The organism is Streptomyces sediminimaris, assembly GCF_047049295.1.
Taxonomy (GTDB): domain Bacteria; phylum Actinomycetota; class Actinomycetes; order Streptomycetales; family Streptomycetaceae; genus Streptomyces; species Streptomyces sediminimaris.
In genome coordinates this window covers 4,739,741-4,757,332 of the sequence record NZ_JBJWOT010000001.1, presented here as the reverse complement: position 1 = coordinate 4,757,332, position 17,592 = coordinate 4,739,741, and the positions used below count along the sequence as shown (strand labels likewise).

The following is a 17,592-nucleotide window of genomic DNA, read 5'->3' as shown; positions in this document are numbered from 1 at the left end:
TGGAACGCCTTTGAGAAGCGGAGTGAACCTCTTCTCCCGTGACACCGTCCTAGAGGGCGCAATGTCGCCGGATGCCCGAATCGGCACCGGATCCAAGGTCTCTCGCAGAACTACGGGATGCGATGTCTGTCAGGACAGATGAGGAAATGTCGGGTGGGGTTCCCGCCCGATCACGCAGCGCGCGGCGCGTATTCCGTGGTCCGCGCCCCGAGGCCGTTCCCGTCCTGGTCGCCAGGGCGTGCGCCGTCGTCGGCCTGCTGGACGTCGCCGCGGGTGTCTTCCCACGCTTCCGGCACAGCCGTATGCACACCCTCGCCGAGGTGCTGCCCGGCTCGTTCGGCCCGTTCGCGGCCGCGCTGTCGCTGAGCGCGGGCCTCCTGCTGCTGCTGCTCGCGCACGGCCTCAGGCGCGGCAAACGCCGGGCCTGGCGCGCCGCGGTGGCGCTGCTGCCGGCGGGTGCCGTGGCGCAGTTCACATACCGGCACTCCATCGTCGGCGTGATCATCTCGCTGGCGCTGCTCGCGCCGCTGCTGCGCCACCGCGACCAGTTCGCCGCGCTGCCCGACCCCCGCAGCCGGTGGCGCGCGCTCGCCAACTTCGTGCTCATGGGCGCCGGTTCCCTCGTGCTCGGACTGATCATCGTCAGCGTCCATCCGAACCTCATGGTCGGCGACCCGAGCCTGGCCGACCGCCTCACCCACGTCCTGTACGGCCTGTTCGGCTTCGAGGGCCCGGTGGACTATCAGGGCAACACCTCCTGGACCGTCGCCTTCTCGCTGGGCGCCCTCGGGCTGATCACCGCCGTGACGACCATTTACCTCGCCTTCCGGCCCGAACACCCGGCGGCGCGCCTGACGGAGGACGACGAGGCACACCTCCGGGCCCTTCTGCAGAAGCACGGCGGCCGCGACTCGCTCGGCCACTTCGCGCTGCGCCGCGACAAGGCCGTGGTCTTCTCGCCCAGCGGGAAGGCGGCGGTGACGTACCGCGTCGTGTCCGGTGTGATGCTCGCCAGCGGCGACCCCATCGGCGACGTCGAGGCCTGGCCGGGCGCCATCGAGCGCTTCATGGACGTCGCCAAGGCCCACTCCTGGACCCCCGCGGTGATGGGCTGCTCGGAGACGGGCGGCGAGGTGTGGACCCGCGAGACCGGCCTCGACGCCCTCGAACTGGGCGACGAGGCGGTGGTGGACGTGGCGGATTTCTCCCTCACCGGCCGCGCGATGCGCAACGTGCGCCAGATGGTCAAGCGCATCGAGCGCGCCGGTTACGAAACCCGGGTACGTCGTGTCCGTGACCTCGGCGAGGCCGAGCTGGAGCGGATCCGCAAGGCCGCCGAGGACTGGCGGGGCACCGACACCGAGCGCGGCTTCTCCATGGCGCTGGGCCGCATCGGCGACCCCGCCGACGGCGACTGCCTGATCGCCACCGCCCACAGGGTCGACGGGGCGGCGCCGGACGGGGCCGCCGGCGCAGACGGGCGGGCGGAGGAGGAGCCGGGAGAGTACGGCGACCTCAAGGCGATCCTGCACTTCGTCCCCTGGGGCACCGACGGCGCCTCCCTCGACCTGATGCGCCGCGACCGGTCGGCCGACCCCGGCATGAACGAACTCCTCATCGTCGCGGCGCTGCAGGCGGCACCGAAGTTCGGCATCACGCGCGTGTCGCTCAACTTCGCGATGTTCCGCTCGGCGCTCGCGCGGGGCGAGAAGATCGGCGCCGGCCCGGTGCTGCGCGCCTGGCGCGGGCTGCTGGTGTTCCTCTCCCGCTGGTTCCAGATCGAGTCGCTGTACAAGTTCAACGCCAAGTTCCGGCCCCGCTGGGAGCCGCGCTTCGTCGTCTACCGGGCCTCGGCCGACCTGCCGCGCATCGGCTTCGCCGCCATGCAGGCGGAGGGCTTCGTCGACCTCGCCCTCGCGCTGCCGCGCTTCCTGCGCCGCCGCAAGGCCGCCCCGCGCGCGTGCGCGCACACGCACGCCCTCGCGGAGCACGAGGTGCGCGCCGCCTGACCCACGGCGCCCCTGGCCGGACGCCGGCAGTGACAGGCCCGGACGGAAGCCCCGCCCCTCCAGCCCGGGGGGCCTCCGTCCGGGCCGCGGCGTCTTCGGGGGCGGCCTGGCCCTAGGCTGAACGTATGAGCAAGCAGAGCGGACGCGGGCGCGTCGCGGGCCTTCCCCGGTGGGACCGCTGCGCGGTCATGGGGGTCGTGAACGTCACACCCGACTCCTTCTCCGACGGCGGCCGCTTCTTCGACACCACGGCGGCCGTCAAGCACGGACTCGATCTGGTCGCAGAGGGTGCCGACCTGGTCGACGTCGGCGGCGAGTCCACCCGGCCCGGCGCCACCCGCGTCGACGAGGCGGAGGAACTCAGGCGCGTCATCCCGGTCGTCCGCGGGCTCGCCTCCGAGGGCGTCACGGTCTCGGTCGACACCATGCGCGCCTCCGTCGCCGAACGGTCCCTCGCGGCCGGCGCCGCCCTCGTCAACGACGTCAGCGGCGGCCTCGCCGACCCCGCGATGATCCCGGTGGTGGCCGAGACCGGCGCCCCCTTCGTCGTCATGCACTGGCGCGGTTTCCTCGAGGGCGGCAACGTCAAGGGCGTCTACGCCGACGTCGTCACCGAGGTCGTCGACGAACTGCACGCGCGCGTGGAGGCCGTCCTGGCCGGCGGCATCGCCCCCGACCGCGTCGTGGTCGACCCGGGCCTCGGCTTCTCCAAGGACGCCGAGCACGACCTGGTGCTGCTCGCCCATCTCGACCGTCTGCTCGCCCTGGGCCACCCCCTGCTCGTCGCCGCCTCCCGCAAGCGGTTCCTCGGGCGGGTCCTGGCCGGGCCGGAGGGCGCGCCGCCACCCGCGCGCGAGCGCGACGCCGCCACGGCGGCCGTCTCGGCGCTCGCGGCACAGGCGGGCGCGTGGGCGGTGCGCGTGCACCAGGTGCGCGCGACGGCGGACGCCGTACGGGTCGCGCGCGCCGTGGAAGGCGCGCGCGCCGCGGGACACGCGCCGGCACCCGGTGCAGAAGGAGTCCGGTGAGCGCCCCCCACACCGACGTCGAACAGGTCGAGGCCGCCAACACCGCCTTCTACGAGGCCATGGAGAGCGGTGACTTCGAAGCGCTCTCCGCGCTCTGGCTCGCCCCGTCCGACCTGGGCGTCGACGAGGAGTACCACGACCCGGCAGATGCCGGCGTGATCTCGTGCGTGCACCCCGGCTGGCCCGTGCTGACCGGCCGCGGCGAGGTCCTGCGGTCCTACGCGCTGATCATGGCGAACACCGACTACATCCAGTTCTTCCTCACCGACGTGCATGTCTCCGTCACCGGCGACACCGCCCTGGTGACCTGCACCGAGAACATCCTCAGCGGCGGTCCCGCGCCCGAGGGCGGCGACGAGCTCGGCCCGCTCGTCGGCCAGCTGGTGGTCGCCTCGAACCTCTTCTGCCGCACTCCGGAGGGCTGGAAGCTCTGGTCGCACCACGCCTCTCCGGTCCTGGCCGAAAACGACGAGGCGGAGAACGACGAGACCCCCACCTGAGTGGGTAGACGCCCCGCAGGAACCAGGGAGTGGCCCGCTCGGAGCAAGGAGTGGTTGGAGACACGGCCCCTTGGGTATGGGCGGCTACCAACCCGTGAGCCGCCGGGTTCCCCAGGGGAAACACATGGTGAAACCTCCTGGTTCCGGCGCAGGCCCGCCCCCCGCGGCCCGGTCCTGTCAGTGCCCGCAGGTAGATTCGTTCGAGGCCGGCGTACCGCCCGCACGCGGTACGGACCGGCCGTCACCGACGATTGCAGGAGTGATTCGCGTGGATCGTGTCGCGCTGCGCGGCCTGAAGGCCCGCGGGCACCACGGCGTGTTCCCCAGGGAGCGCGAGGAGGGCCAGACCTTCATCGTCGACCTCGTCCTCGGCCTGGACACCCGTCCGGCCGCCACCGACGACGACCTGGCGAAGACCGTGCACTACGGCATCGTGGCGGAGGAGGCCGTGGCCGTCGTCCGGGGCGAGCCCGTCGACCTCGTCGAGACGCTCGCCGAGCGCATCGCCCAGGTCTGCCTGAAGCACGAGGGGGTCCAGGAGGTCGAGGTCTGCGTCCACAAGCCGGACGCACCGATCACGGTCCCCTTCGACGACGTGACCGTCACCATCACCCGGAGCCGAGTATGACCGCGTCCTTCACCGCGGGTCACAGCGACCCGACCGTACAGCCGGTACCCGCCTCCGTCGTGGCACAGGTGGACGCCGCCGACACGACTCTCCACAACCCGAAACGGGCCGTGATCTCCCTCGGCTCGAACCTCGGCAACCGCCTGGAGACCCTCCAGGGCGCCATCGACGCGCTGGAGGACACCCCGGGCGTCCGCATCAAGGGCGTGTCGCCGGTCTACGAGACGGAGCCCTGGGGCGTCGAGCCCGGCAGCCAGCCGTCGTACTTCAACGCGGTCGTCGTCCTGAAGACCACCCTGCCGCCCTCCTCGCTGCTGGAGCGGGCGCACGCGGTGGAGGAGGCGTTCCACCGCGTCCGGGACGAGCGCTGGGGCGCCCGCACGCTCGACGTCGACATCGTCGCGTACGCCGACGTCGTCGACGACGATCCGCACCTCACGCTGCCTCACCCCCGGGCCCACGAGCGCGCCTTCGTCCTCGCCCCCTGGCACGACGTCGACCCCGACGCCCTGCTGCCCGGCCGGGGCCCGGTCGCCGATCTCCTGGACGGCGTCACGCGCGCGGGTGTGACACCCCGCGGGGATCTGGAACTCCACCTGCCCCAGTAGTCGTTAAGGTCAGGACGACCACTGTCTGCGGGACGGTCCGCCAGGACCCGGGGGAGTTGAAGGGACACCGTGAGAGAGCTGCGCATCAGGGTGCTGGTCGGCGTGTTCATCGTGGCCGGGATCCTGTCCTGGGCGGGCGCCCGCCTCTGGAACGCGATCGGGACGCTCCCCAGCGTCCCCCTGGCCGCCCCCATCGTCCTCGCCCTGATCGCCGTGGTCCTGCTCGCCACGGCGCTCTCCCTGCGCGCCCGCTTCAAGGCACAGCGCGAGCGCCGGCCCGAGGCCAAGGGCGTCGATCCCCTGATGGCGGCCCGAGCGGTCGTCTTCGGGCAGGCCAGCGCCCTCGTGGCCGCGCTCGTCGCCGGGATGTACGGCGGCACGGGCGTCTTCCTGCTGGAGCTGCTCGACATTCCCGCCCGCCGCGACCAGGCCGTCTACGCCGGCTTCTCGGTGGCGGCAGGCATCGCGGTCATAGCGGCGGCCATCTTCCTGGAGCGCGTGTGCAGGCTCCCGGAGGACGACGAGGACAACCACAACAACGGCGCGGCCTCCCCGGCCTGAAGGCGCTCTCCGTCGGCGGCGCTCCCCGTCGGCCCGGAGGCGCTCCCCGTCGGTGTCAGCGCGCCATGATCAGGCTCATCGCCTCGTTGCGGGTGGCCGGGTGCCGCAGCTGACCGCGCACGGCCGACGTTATGGTCTTCGCGCCGGGCTTGCGGACGCCGCGCATCGACATGCACATGTGCTCGCACTCCACGACGACGATCACGCCACGCGGTTCCAGGATCTGCATCAGCGAGTCGGCGATCTGCGTGGTGAGTCGTTCCTGCACCTGCGGCCGCCGGGCGTAGACGTCGACGAGCCGGGCCAGCTTCGACAGTCCCGTGATCTTGCCGTCGGTGGACGGGATGTACCCGACGTGGGCGACGCCGACGAAGGGCACCAGGTGGTGCTCGCAGGAGCTCAGCACCTCGATGTCCTTCACGAGGACCATCTCGTCATGGCCCAGGTCGAAGGTGGTCGTCAGCACGTCCTCCGGCTTCTGCCACAGCCCCGCGAAGATCTCCTTGTAGGCACGCGCGACCCGCGCCGGCGTCTCCTTGAGCCCCTCCCGGTCAGGGTCCTCGCCGACCGCGATCAGCAGTTCGCGTACGGCGTTCTCGGCGCGCTTCTCGTCGAACTCGCCGATCGAACCCTCGCCGTCCAGCGTCACGGGGTCGGTCATGTGGTGCCTCGTTCCTTCACGGGGTCGCGCGTGTGGGCCACGCGCCTCAGCTGCGGACATGGCGGAAATGCCGCGCCCCCCAGGCTAGAACCTGGGGGGCGCGGCATTCATTCCGGGCCTTTCGGGGCCGCCGGAGGGGCCGTGATCAGTTCTCCGGGCGCTCCTCGGGGGCGGGCTCGGCCACCGGGGCCGACTCCGTGGCGGTGGCCTTGGCCGTGGAGATCGCTGCGGTCGCGCCGTTGGCGCCGTTCGTCAGTGCGAGCTCCTTCGGGGAGAGCACCGGCGGACGGGTGGACGGCGTGCGCCGGGAGGAGCCCGTCCAGGCGGGCCGCGGCGGACGCTTGACGATGGGAGCGAAGATCTCGGCGATCTGCTCCTTGCCGAGCGTCTCCTTCTCCAGCAGCTGCAGGACGAGGTTGTCGAGGACGTCGCGGTTCTCGACCAGGATCTCCCAGGCCTCGTTGTGCGCGTTCTCGATGAGCTTCTTGACTTCCTCGTCCACCAGCGCGGCGACCTCTTCCGAGTAGTCGCGCTGGTGAGCCATCTCACGTCCGAGGAACGGCTCGCTGTTGTCGCCGCCGAACTTGATGGCGCCCAGCCGCTCGGTCATGCCGTACTGGGTGACCATCGCGCGGGCCGTCGCGGTGGCCTTCTCGATGTCGTTCGCGGCGCCCGTGGTCGGGTCGTGGAAGACGAGCTCCTCGGCCGCGCGGCCGCCCAGCATGTAGGCCAGCTGGTCCAGCATCTCGTTGCGGGTCGTGGAGTACTTGTCCTCGTCCGGCAGCACCATCGTGTAACCGAGGGCCCGGCCTCTCGACAGAATCGTGATCTTGTGGACCGGATCGGAGTTGGGAGACGCCGCCGCGACCAGGGCGTGGCCGCCCTCGTGGTACGCGGTGATCTTCTTCTCCTTGTCCGACATGATCCGGGTCCGCTTCTGCGGGCCCGCCACCACGCGGTCGATCGCCTCGTCCAGCATGGAGTTGTCGATCAGCTTCTTGTCGCTGCGGGCCGTCAGCAGCGCCGCCTCGTTGAGGACGTTGCTCAGGTCGGCGCCGGTGAAGCCCGGCGTACGGCGGGCGACGGCGGCGAGGTCGACGTCCGGGGCGACCGGCTTGCCCTTCTGGTGGACCTTGAGGATCTCCAGACGGCCCTGCAGGTCCGGCGGGTCGACCGCGATCTGGCGGTCGAAGCGGCCGGGGCGCAGCAGCGCCGGGTCGAGGATGTCCGGACGGTTCGTGGCGGCGATGAGGATCACACCGCCCTTGACGTCGAAGCCGTCCATCTCGACGAGCAGCTGGTTCAGCGTCTGCTCGCGCTCGTCGTGACCGCCGCCGAGGCCGGCGCCGCGGTGGCGGCCGACCGCGTCGATCTCGTCGACGAAGACGATCGCCGGCGCGTTCGCCTTGGCCTGCTCGAACAGGTCGCGGACCCGGGAGGCACCGACACCGACGAACATCTCGACGAAGTCGGAACCCGAGATCGAGTAGAACGGCACCCCTGCCTCGCCGGCCACGGCACGCGCGAGCAGCGTCTTGCCGGTACCGGGGCGGCCGTAGAGCAGCACGCCCTTGGGGATCTTGGCGCCGACGGCCTGGAACTTGGCCGGCTCCTGCAGGAACTCCTTGATCTCGTGGAGTTCCTCGACCGCCTCGTCGCAGCCCGCGACGTCGGTGAACGTCGTCTTGGGGGTGTCCTTGGTGATGAGCTTGGCCTTGGACTTCCCGAAGTTCATGACCCGGGAGCCGCCGCCCTGCATCTGATTCATCAGGAACAGGAACACGACCACGATCAGAACGAAGGGCAGCAGGGAGAGCAGGATGCCCAGGAAGGGGTTCTGCTTGGACGGCGAAACCGTGTAGCCGTCCGGGATCTGCTTGTTCTGGTACTTGGTCTGCAGCGTGCTGGCGATGGCCTCGCCCTGCCGGCCGATGTAACTCGCCTGGATCTTCGAGCTGCCGTCGACCTTTTCGCCGTTCTTGAGCTGGACCTTGACGGTCTGCTCGTCACCGGTGGTCAGCTTGGCCGACTCCACCTTGTTGTCGTTGATCGCCGCCACGACCTGGCCGGTGTCCACCGTCTTGTAGCCGCCGGACGAGCCGACGACCTGCATCAACACGACCACGGCAAGGACGGCCAGCACGATCCACATGACCGGCCCACGGAAGTATCGCTTCACGTCCATCCATACGGAGCGGTGTCGCCCCGTCCCTCCTGCCATAGTGAGTTTGATAAGACAGTTCTTCTGACGGTACCCCAGCTTCGTCGCGCGAAGCCGCACGGGAGGGCTGGCAAGCCCGTCTGCATGCTCCAACGGCGCGAAACCCGCTGGGGTTCCCGATCGTCCCGACGGGACGGTCCCGGGCGGCTCAGCCGCCGTAGACGTGGGGCGCGAGCGTACCCACGAACGGGAGATTGCGGTACTTCTCGGCGTAGTCGAGGCCGTATCCCACGACGAACTCGTTGGGGATGTCGAAGCCGACCCACTCCACGTCGATGGCGACCTTGGCGGCGTCCGGCTTGCGCAGCAGCGTGCACACCTTCAGCGACTCGGGCTCGCGGGAGCCGAGGTTGGACAGCAGCCAGGACAGGGTCAGCCCGGAGTCGATGATGTCCTCGACGATCAGGACGTGCCTGCCCTTGATGTCGGTGTCGAGGTCCTTGAGGATCCGCACCACGCCGGAGGACTGGGTGCCCGCGCCGTAGGAGGACACGGCCATCCAGTCCATGGTGACGGGGGTGGACAGGCACCGGGCGAGGTCGGCCATGACCATCACCGCGCCCTTGAGGACTCCGACGATGAGCAGGTCCTTGCCCGCGTACTCCGCGTCGATCTTCGCGGCCAGCTCGGCCAGCTTCGCGTCGATCTCTTCCTTGGTGATGAGCACCTGCTTGAGGTCGGCACCCATGTCTTTCGCGTCCACCCGCATCACTTTCGGTCGTCCCACCGGCCGCCCATCACCCCCCGAAGGGGGGCAAGGTTTCAGCCTTGCCGAATCACCAGTCTGCCACCCTGGCGCCGGGCGACGACTTTGCCCGGGAGATTGATGGCTCCCTGGCCGCGCCAGCCGGTGATCAGCCGGTCGACTTCCTCGATGTGGCGGGCGAACAGCGACCCGGCGGGTGCCCCGGCCTCGATGGCGGCCCGGCGCAGGACGCGGCGGCGCACGGCGGGCGGCAGGACGTAGAGCTTGGCGCACTCCAGGAGACCGGTCGCGTCGCGTACGGAGGTCTCGGCCTGGCCGGCCCACGCGTCGAGGGCGTCGGCGTCGTCGCGGGAGAGCCGGGCGGTGCGGGCGAGCGCCTCTACGACGCCCTTGCCGAGCGCCTTCTCCAGGGCCGGCAGCCCCTCGTGGCGCAGCCGGGAGCGGGTGTAGGCGGGGTCGGCGTTGTGGGGGTCGTCCCAGACGGGCAGCGACTGGACCATGCAGGCCTTGCGGGCGGTCTGCCGGTCGACCTGGAGGAAGGGGCGCCGGTAACGGCCGTCGGCCCCCGAGACCGCGGCCATCCCGGACAGGGAGCGGATGCCGGAGCCGCGGGCGAGTCCCAGCAGGACGGTCTCGGCCTGGTCGTCGCGGGTGTGGCCGAGCAGGATCGCGGCGGCGCCGTGGTGGAGGGCCGAGGCGTCGAGGGCGGCGTAGCGCGCGTCACGCGCGGCGGCTTCGGGCCCGCCCTCGCGGCCGACGGTCACGGCCACCGAGTCGACCGGGTCCAGGCCCAGTTCGCGCAGGCGCAGGGCGACTTCCTCGGCGCGCAGGTCGGACCCGGGCTGCAGGCCGTGGTCGACGGTGACGGCGCCGGCGCGGATGCCGAGCTTGGGGGCCTCGAAGGCGAGGGCGGAGGCGAGGGCCATGGAGTCGGCGCCGCCGGAGCACGCCACGAGCACGAGCGGCGACGACCGGCGCTCGTGCGGGGACCGCTCGGTGAGCCCGGAGCCCTCGGCGGTGGTCTGGTGCTCGTTGAGGATGTCGTGGAGGACGTGGCGGACCGCCAGGCGTATCGCCGCGACCGCTGGATGGGGACCCATGTCCGGTTCCCTTCATGAAGTTTTCGGGGGGTTGAGCCCGGGTCGGTCACTCAGAGTGTGTAGATGGTGACAGAACCGGGACGTTCCCCGAGCATCGCACGCCTACCCATCGCTCACGGTCCCTCGGACGGGTGATTGGAGGGGCGTTCGCCTGCCGTCGGCCGGATTCCTTTCACGACCCCCCGCGGGGTTCACGACTCGCTCTTGCGGTGCACCCGCGCGACCCAGTCCGCCGGTTTGGCGATCTCCGCCTTGGTCGGGAGGGTGTTGGGGGAGGTCCACACGCGGTTGAAGCCGTCCATGCCGACCTGTTCGACCACGGCCCGCACGAACCGCTCGCCGTCGCGGTACTGCCGGAGCTTGGCGTCCAGGCCCAGCAGCTTGCGCAGCGCCATGTCCAGCCGGGACGCGCCCTTCGCCCGGCGCTGCTGGAACTTCTCGCGGATCTCCGCGACGCTCGGGACGACCTGCGGGCCCACCCCGTCCATCACGAAGTCGGCGTGGCCCTCCAGGAGGGACATCACGGCGGTGAGGCGTCCGAGGATCTCCCGCTGCGCCGGTGTCTGCACCAGCTCGACGAAGGACCGTCCGCCGTCCTCCTCCTCGCCCTCCGGGCGTCCGCCCGCGAGGGACTGGGCGGCCTCGCGGATGCGCTCCAGGACCGTCATGGGATCGACGTCGGTCTCCCCCAGGAAAGACTGGATTTCGCCCTCGAGGTGGTCGCGCAGCCAGGGCACCGCGCTGAACTGCGTGCGGTGCGTCTCCTCGTGCAGACACACCCAGAGGCGGAAGTCGTGGGGCTGGACGTCGAGTTCACGCTCGACGTGCACGATGTTCGGGGCGACCAGGAGCAGCCGGCCGCCGCCGCCCTCCCCCGTCGGCAGGTCGCGCGTGGCCGGGGCGAACGTCTCGTACTGGCCGAGGACGCGGGAGGCCAGGAACGACAGCAGCATGCCCAGTTCGACGCCGGTGACCTTGCCGCCGACCGCGCCGAGGACCGCCCCGCCGGGGGTGCTGCCGCGCCGCTCCTGCATCTTGTCGAGGAGCGGTTTGAGGATCTCCCGGAAGCCGGCGACGTTCGCCCGCACCCAGCCGGGGCGGTCGACGACGAGGACCGGGGTGTCGTGGACCTCCTCCGTGCCCATACGGGTGAAGCCCCGGACATGCTCCTCCGAGGCCTTGGCATGCCGGCGCAGCTCCGCGACGACCTCTCGGGCCTCGTCGCGGCTCACGTCGGGGCCCGGCCGTACGAGCCGGGTCGCGGTCGCCACCGCGAGATTCCAGTCGACCATCTCGGCACCACCGATGCTCGTCATGCGTCAACGGTACGTGAGCGTCACCGCTTGGGGCAGGCCGCGCGGGCGGGCCGGTGCGCGGGGGCCTGCCGGGTGTCAGTGGCAGCCGCACGCCGCCAGGGCCGTCGCCGTCCGGTCCAGTGCCGACTGGGCCGCCGCCGGGCTGGTCGTGTCCGAGGCGAGGAACGCGAAGGCCAGGAGCCGGCCGTCCCGGTCGACCACCGTGCCCGCCAGGGTGTTCACGCCCGTCAGGGTGCCGGTCTTCGCCCGTACCAGCCCGGCCGCTCCGTCGTGGTAGCGGCCGGTCAGGGTTCCGGTGAAGCCGGCCACCGGCAGACCCGTGAGGATCGGGCGGAGCTCGGGGTGGGCCGGGTCGCCCGCCTCGACCAGCAGGGCGGTGAGCAGGCCGGCCGTCAGCCGGTCGTTCCGGTCGAGTCCGCTGCCGTCGTGGAACCGGGCGCCCTCGAGCGGCAGCTTCAGCTTCCTGAGCCGGGCGGCGATCGCGGCCGCGCCGCCGGCGAAGCTCGCCCGCCTCCCCGTCGCGAGGGCCGTCTGGCGCGCCAGGGCCTCGGCGATGTCGTTGTCGCTGTGGGTCAGCATCCGCTCGACCACGGCGGAGAGCGGGGGCGAGGAGACGGCGGCGAGGTTCTCGGCCCCGCTCGCCGCCCTGGCCGGGACGGGCGAGGTGGCGGTGATGCCGTCGCCCTTCAAGAACGCGGCGAACTTGCGGGCCGCGTCCGCCGCCGGGTCCGGCACGCGCGTGACCGGGCCGCTCGTCGAGTCGTCGGTACGGCCCTCGTCGGCCACCAGGGCGCTGACGCGCGCGAGGTTGCCGTTGACACCGATGGGATGCAGCGAGGGGCCGGTGAACAGGCTCGCGTCGTAGGCGAGGGTCACCTTGCGGACGCCGCGCTCGCGCAGCGCCTTCGCCGTCCGGTCGGCCAGCGTCCTGAGGCTCGCCCAGTTCTGCCCGCTGCCGGCTCCGCCCGAGCCGGAGGCGCGGGCCGTCAGGGTCGGGTCGCCGCCGCCGACCAGGACGAGCTTGCCGGTGCCGGGCTCCAGGACGGTGCGGGTGGTCAGCCGGTGGCCGGCCCCCATCGCCGACAGGGCGGCCGTCGCGGTTGCGATCTTCGTGGTGGAGGCGGGGGTGAGCCCCTCGTCGGCGCCGTCGCCGTACAGCCGCCTGCCGGTGGCGACGTCGACGACCGCGGCGCCGTGCCGGGCGCCGAGCGCCGCGTTCTCCAGCAGGGGGTCCAGGACGCCGGCGAGGGCCGTGCCGGTCGGGGACGGCCGCACCGCGGTGGTGGCGCGGCCCAGGCCGACCAGGACGGACGCGGCGCTGGGAGCGGGCCGGGGCGCCCCGGCCGCCGTGCCGGATGAATCGGACGTACCGGAATTACGGCCGTGATCTGTGCCACCCGCGTGTTCCAGGGCGACTGCGCGGTCCTCCTCGGCCGTACGCTGACCCGAGGAGTCCCAGGGACCGGCGGCGGTCGCCACGGTGACCGCCAGCGCCAGACCGGCGGCTGCGGCGCCCGCGGTGTAGCGCCATGTGCCGACGGACTCCGGCCGCGTGAACCGGACGGTCCGCACACGCGCGAGCTGCGGTTTCGCAGCGGCCGTCGCCCGCACAAGGCCCGGCCGCACGGCGTCCGCGGCTCGTTCGAGATGCGGGCGTACGGTACCGGCGGCCCGTGCCAGACGCGGTCGTACGGCGTTCGCGGCCCGCGCCACATGCGGTCTCGCGGCCCGCCAAGGCCTCAGCTCAGGCACGACCACCAGCCCCTTTCGCGATCACACACCTGCGTGAGGGACACTTAACCACCAGAACTATGTGTTGATCATGGAGGAGCCACCGGTGGAGTTCGACGTCACGATCGAGATCCCGAAGGGTTCGCGGAACAAGTACGAGGTGGACCACGAGACCGGTCGGATCCGCCTGGACCGTCGGCTCTTCACCTCGACCGCCTACCCGACCGACTACGGCTTCGTCGAGAACACCCTCGGCGAGGACGGCGACCCGCTGGACGCGCTGGTCATCCTGGACGAGCCGACCTTCCCGGGCTGCCTGATCAAGTGCCGTGCGATCGGCATGTTCCGGATGACGGACGAGGCCGGCGGCGACGACAAGCTGCTGTGCGTGCCCGCCACCGACCCGCGCGTGGAGCACCTGCGTGACATCCACCACGTTTCGGAGTTCGACCGCCTGGAGATCCAGCACTTCTTCGAGGTCTACAAGGACCTGGAGCCCGGTAAGTCCGTCGAGGGCGCCAACTGGGTCGGCCGCACGGACGCCGAGCTGGAGATCGAGCGGTCCTACAAGCGGTTCAAGGAGCAGGGCGGCCACTGAGGCCTGAGTTCTTCCGCGGGCCGCACGCCTACGCGTGCGGCCCGTTCGGTCCTCTGTGCGCATACTGGCCTTGCTGCACGCGTCGTACAGGGAGCGTTACTCACGTGACGGAGGCGGAGGACCGCAAGCCGCAGTCGGACGAGGCCAGGGGCACGTTCGACCCGGAGATCACATCCGAGTTCGCCCTCCCGGCGGGTTTCGCCGCCCCCAGGAGCGCCGTCGAACCGGAGACCACGTCGGAGTTCGCGGTTCCCGAGGGCCTGGACGCCCCCCCGCCGCCCGGCGACGAGCCCGAGGGGTCGGCGTTCAGCGTGCCGCGCACCTACAGCGCCCGGCACGCCCCCGCCGCCTTCACCCCGGCGAGCGGCGTCCCCGCGGTCAGCCTGACCAAGGACGTGCCCTGGCAGGTCCGCATGCGCACGATGCTGCGGATGCCGGTCGCCGAGCGGCCCGCGCCGGAGCCCGGGCCGAAGGCGGAGGACGGCGGTCCGGCCGTCCCGCGCGTGCTCGACCTGACCCTGCGCATCGGCGAGCTGCTGCTGGCGGGGGGCGAGGGCGCCGAGGACGTGGAGGCCGCGATGTTCGCGGTCTGCCGCTCCTACGGCCTCGACCGCTGCGAGCCGAACGTCACCTTCACCCTGCTGTCGATCTCGTACCAGCCGTCCCTCGTCGACGACCCGGTGACGGCCTCGCGGACCGTGCGGCGCCGGGCCGTCGACTACACGCGACTGGCGGCCGTGTTCCGGCTGGTGGACGACCTCAGCGACCCGGAGAACCACCTCTCCCTGGAGGAGGCCTACCGGCGGCTGGCCGAGATCCGGCGCAACCGGCACCCCTACCCGGGGTGGGTGCTGACGGCGGCCGGCGGGCTGCTCGCGGGCGCCGCCTCGGTGCTCGTCGGCGGTGGCCTGTTCGTGTTCTTCGCGGCGGCGCTGGGCGCGATGCTCGGCGACCGGCTGGCGTGGCTGTGCGCCGGACGCGGGCTGCCGGAGTTCTACCAGTTCACGGTGGCCGCGATGCCGCCGGCCGCGCTCGGGGTCGCGCTCACCGTCGCGCACGTCGACGTCAAGGCGTCCGCGGTCATCACCGGTGGCCTGTTCGCGCTGCTGCCGGGGCGGGCGCTGGTGGCGGGCGTGCAGGACGGCCTGACCGGCTTCTACATCACCGCGTCGGCGCGGCTGCTGGAGGTCATGTACTTCTTCGTCGGCATCGTCGTGGGCGTCCTGGTCGTCCTGTATTTCGGGGTGAACCTGGGCGCCAAGCTCAACCCCGACGCGGCCCTGGGCATCGCGCCGCGGCCCGTGCTGCAGATCGTCGCGTCGATGCTGCTGTCCCTGACGTTCGCGGTGCTGCTGCAGCAGGAGCGGGCCACCGTGCTGTGGGCGACCCTGAACGGCGGCGTCGCCTGGGTGGTCTACGGAGCGCTGCACTACCCCGGCGGCCTCTCCCCGGTCGCCTCCACGGCGGCGGCGGCAGGGCTGGTGGGCCTGTTCGGGCAGTTGCTGTCCCGCTACCGGTTCGCCTCCGCCCTGCCCTACACGACGGCGGCGATCGGGCCCCTGCTGCCGGGCTCGGCCACCTACTTCGGACTGTTGTCGATAGCCCAGAACAAGATCGACAAGGGGCTGGTCTCCCTCGCCACGGCGGTCTCCCTCGCCATGGCCATCGCCATCGGGGTCAACCTCGGCTCCGAGATCTCACGGCTGTTCCTGCGCCTGCCGGGCGCGGCCAGCGCGGCGGGCCGCCGGGCCGCCAAGCGGACCCGGGGCTTCTGACCGCCTCAGCGCCTCACGCACCGGTGCCGTCCGCGCCGACGCCCGGGGCCGAGGGCCGCCCTAGTAGCCCTCGCCGTGCGGGTACTGCCCGTTCTGCCCGCCGTCGTAGGGCTGCTGCGGGTACTGCCGGGCGTACGGCCGGTCCGGGTCGTACTGCCGGCCGGCGTCGTAGGACTGACCGGCGTCGTAGGGCTGACCGGCGTCATAGGGCTGCTCCGGCTCGTACGCCGGGTGCCGGCCGTAGGACGCGTCGGGGCGGTAGGACCCGTGGCCGTGGGGGTTCTGGCCGTAGGAGTCCTGGCCGTACGAGCCCTGGACGTAGCCCTGGCCGTAGGAGCCCTGGCCGTAGGAGCCCTGGCCGTACGGCTGCTGCTGGGGCGGGTACTGCTGCTGCGGGTACTGCCGCTGGGAGCCGTGGTGGCCCCGGTCCTCCGCGCCGGGGACGCGGCGCAGCCGGGTCGTCGCGTCGTCCATGACCGGGGGCTGCCGCCGGGCCTCGCCGGGAGCGGGGGGCTCGGGGTTCTTCCCGGCCCTGCCGCGGGCGCGCAGGAACTCGATGGCGATCGGGACCACCGAGACCAGGACGATCAGGACGAGGATCATCTCGACGTTCTTGTGGACGAAGTCCACGTTGCCGAGCCAGGAACCCAGCAGGGTCACGCCGGCGCCCCACAGGACGCCGCCGATGACGTTGAAGGTGATGAAGGAGCGGTACCGCATGCCGCTGACGCCGGCGATGATCGGCGTGAACGTGCGCACGATGGGCACGAAGCGGGCCAGGACCAGGGACTTGGGGCCGTACTTCTCGAAGAACTCGTGCGCCTTGACCACGTTCTCCTGCTTGAACAGGCGGGAGTCGGGGCGGCTGAAGAGCGCGGGGCCGACCTTCTTGCCGAAGAGGTAGCCCGCCTGGTCGCCGAGGACCGCGGCGAGGCAGATCAGCAGGATGGCGGCCCACAGCGGGAAGTCCATGGTGCCCGCGGTGATCAGCAGGCCGCAGGTGAACAGCAGCGAGTCGCCCGGCAGGAAGAAGCCGATGAGCAGGCCCGATTCGGCGAAGACGATCAAGAGCAGGCCCCAGATGCCGAACGTGTCGAGCAGATGGTTCGGGTCCAGCCAGCTCGGGCCGAGGGCAAGCGACATCACGGTTCCGGGCTCCTGAGGGGGTGAGAGAAGGTACGGCGTCCTACGGCATCCTTCCGAGGGCGCACAAACCGTCAACGCGTTGTGTCCGCCCCAGGTTCCACCGGTGTGCTCAGTCTGCACTGTGCGCGGACCCGTACCAACCCCCGCCCTCCGCGACCCGTCGGCGTGCTATGCGGTGCGACGGTCGGCGTTCGCCAGAATCGCGTCCCTGAGGTGCTCGGCGAGACCGGGACGCATGGAGTCGTAGAACGCCTTGAAGCGCTCGTCGGAGACGTACATCTCGGCGAGACACCGGTGCATGGCGTACGGGCAGTCGTAGAACCACCTGCTGATGTGCTGCCGGTGCTCCTCGGCCAGGTCCGTCGCCGCCTCGCCGGACGCCGGCTCCCCGGCGGCCACCACAGCGGTGTAGCGCTCGCTCCAGGCGTCCGCCTCGGCCTGCAGGCGCCTCCAGTCGTCCTTGGTGTAGCCGGCCGCGCGGCGCTGCGACTCGGCGTACGCCTCCGTGCCGCCCCAGCGCCGCTCGGCCTCCTCGGCGTACTGCTCGGGGTCCTTGTCGCCGAAGACCTCGAACCGCTCCTCGGGGGTGAGGTTGATTCCCATCGTGCGTGCCTCCATGGCGTGTTCGACGGCCGCCGCCATCTTCTGCAGCCTCTCGATCCGGGCGGTCAGCAGCTGGTGCTGGCGGCGCAGATGCGCGCGCGGGTCCGCGGCCGGGTCGTCGAGCAGGGCGGCGACCTCGTCGAGCGGGAAGCCGAGCTCCCGGTAGAACAGGATCTGCTGGAGCCGGTCGAGGTCGGCGTCGCTGTAGCGCCGGTGGCCCGCACGGCTGCGCTCGCTCGGGACGAGCAGCCCGATGTCGTCGTAGTGGTGCAGCGTGCGCACCGTGACACCGGCGAAGCCCGCGACCTGTCCCACCGAGTAGCTCACTTCGTCCGCTCCCTTCTCGGTACGCACTCCACGCTGAGCCCTCACGTCACGTGAGGTGCAAGCCCGTTCGCCCG

The 17,592-nt window shown here is 71.6% G+C and carries 16 protein-coding genes; 8 read left to right on the top strand and 8 right to left on the bottom strand.

The window, feature by feature from the left end; genetic code table 11:
• Positions 1 to 146: 146 nt before the first annotated feature.
• The 6 genes from ACJ9NR_RS22130 (at position 147) to ACJ9NR_RS22105 (ending at position 5,334) form a co-directional block, all read left to right on the top strand.
• The gene (locus tag ACJ9NR_RS22130; protein ID WP_412493584.1) at positions 147 to 2,009 is read left to right on the top strand and encodes a phosphatidylglycerol lysyltransferase domain-containing protein; all 1,863 of its coding nucleotides are present in this window, start codon (positions 147 to 149) and stop codon (positions 2,007 to 2,009) included.
• A gap of 125 nt (positions 2,010 to 2,134) precedes the next feature.
• Positions 2,135 to 3,037 carry a dihydropteroate synthase gene (folP, locus tag ACJ9NR_RS22125; protein WP_412493585.1) on the top strand — a complete coding sequence of 301 codons (903 nt, stop codon included), beginning with the start codon at positions 2,135 to 2,137 and terminating at the stop codon, positions 3,035 to 3,037.
• A complete protein-coding gene (locus ACJ9NR_RS22120) occupies positions 3,034 to 3,537 on the top strand; it encodes a nuclear transport factor 2 family protein (RefSeq protein WP_412493586.1) in 504 nt (167 codons plus the stop codon). Before folP ends, ACJ9NR_RS22120 begins: the two co-directional genes overlap by 4 nt.
• A 268-nt stretch (positions 3,538 to 3,805) precedes the next feature.
• The gene (gene folB / locus ACJ9NR_RS22115; RefSeq protein ID WP_412493587.1) at positions 3,806 to 4,165 is read left to right on the top strand and encodes a dihydroneopterin aldolase; all 360 of its coding nucleotides are present in this window, start codon (positions 3,806 to 3,808) and stop codon (positions 4,163 to 4,165) included.
• On the top strand, positions 4,162 to 4,773 hold the full coding sequence (gene folK / locus ACJ9NR_RS22110; RefSeq protein WP_412493588.1) for a 2-amino-4-hydroxy-6-hydroxymethyldihydropteridine diphosphokinase: 612 nt from the start codon (positions 4,162 to 4,164) through the stop codon (positions 4,771 to 4,773). Before folB ends, folK begins: the two co-directional genes overlap by 4 nt.
• A gap of 69 nt (positions 4,774 to 4,842) precedes the next feature.
• Positions 4,843 to 5,334 carry a DUF3180 domain-containing protein gene (locus ACJ9NR_RS22105; protein WP_412493589.1) on the top strand — a complete coding sequence of 164 codons (492 nt, stop codon included), beginning with the start codon at positions 4,843 to 4,845 and terminating at the stop codon, positions 5,332 to 5,334.
• 55 nt (positions 5,335 to 5,389) lie between these two features.
• Here ACJ9NR_RS22105 and folE read toward each other — a convergent pair whose 3' ends face one another.
• The 6 genes from folE to dacB all read right to left on the bottom strand — a co-directional run bounded on the left by folE (position 5,390) and on the right by dacB (position 13,096).
• Entirely contained in the window at positions 5,390 to 5,995 is a 606-nt protein-coding gene (gene folE, locus ACJ9NR_RS22100) for a GTP cyclohydrolase I FolE (RefSeq protein WP_412493590.1), read from the bottom strand.
• A 145-nt stretch (positions 5,996 to 6,140) separates the two neighbouring features.
• On the bottom strand, positions 6,141 to 8,180 hold the full coding sequence (gene ftsH, locus ACJ9NR_RS22095; RefSeq protein WP_412493591.1) for an ATP-dependent zinc metalloprotease FtsH: 2,040 nt from the start codon (positions 8,178 to 8,180) through the stop codon (positions 6,141 to 6,143).
• 184 nt (positions 8,181 to 8,364) lie between these two features.
• Entirely contained in the window at positions 8,365 to 8,925 is a 561-nt protein-coding gene (gene hpt / locus ACJ9NR_RS22090; RefSeq protein WP_412493813.1) for a hypoxanthine phosphoribosyltransferase, read from the bottom strand.
• Positions 8,926 to 8,978: 53 nt separating this feature from the next.
• Entirely contained in the window at positions 8,979 to 10,022 is a 1,044-nt protein-coding gene (gene tilS / locus ACJ9NR_RS22085; RefSeq protein WP_412493593.1) for a tRNA lysidine(34) synthetase TilS, read from the bottom strand.
• 191 nt (positions 10,023 to 10,213) lie between these two features.
• Positions 10,214 to 11,338 (bottom strand): zinc-dependent metalloprotease, encoded by a 1,125-nt coding sequence (locus tag ACJ9NR_RS22080; protein WP_412493594.1) that lies wholly within the window; start codon positions 11,336 to 11,338, stop codon positions 10,214 to 10,216.
• A 75-nt stretch (positions 11,339 to 11,413) separates the two neighbouring features.
• Positions 11,414 to 13,096 (bottom strand): D-alanyl-D-alanine carboxypeptidase/D-alanyl-D-alanine endopeptidase, encoded by a 1,683-nt coding sequence (gene dacB / locus ACJ9NR_RS22075; protein WP_412493595.1) that lies wholly within the window; start codon positions 13,094 to 13,096, stop codon positions 11,414 to 11,416.
• A gap of 79 nt (positions 13,097 to 13,175) precedes the next feature.
• Here dacB and ACJ9NR_RS22070 point away from each other — a divergent pair, with 79 nt between their 5' ends.
• Complete coding sequence (locus ACJ9NR_RS22070) at positions 13,176 to 13,667, top strand: inorganic diphosphatase (RefSeq protein WP_404201740.1); 492 nt, start codon at positions 13,176 to 13,178, stop codon at positions 13,665 to 13,667.
• A gap of 104 nt (positions 13,668 to 13,771) precedes the next feature.
• Positions 13,772 to 15,442: a threonine/serine exporter family protein gene (locus ACJ9NR_RS22065; RefSeq protein ID WP_412493596.1), complete on the top strand. Its 1,671-nt coding sequence runs from the start codon at positions 13,772 to 13,774 to the stop codon at positions 15,440 to 15,442.
• Between the two features lie 60 nt (positions 15,443 to 15,502).
• Here ACJ9NR_RS22065 and ACJ9NR_RS22060 read toward each other — a convergent pair whose 3' ends face one another.
• Both ACJ9NR_RS22060 and ACJ9NR_RS22055 read right to left on the bottom strand, forming a co-directional pair.
• Positions 15,503 to 16,588, bottom strand: coding sequence for a DedA family protein (locus tag ACJ9NR_RS22060; protein ID WP_412493597.1), 1,086 nt, complete (start codon positions 16,586 to 16,588; stop codon positions 15,503 to 15,505).
• Positions 16,589 to 16,756: 168 nt separating this feature from the next.
• Positions 16,757 to 17,518, bottom strand: a complete 762-nt coding sequence (locus tag ACJ9NR_RS22055; RefSeq protein ID WP_412493598.1) for a MerR family transcriptional regulator — start codon at positions 17,516 to 17,518, stop codon at positions 16,757 to 16,759.
• Positions 17,519 to 17,592: the final 74 nt, after the last annotated feature.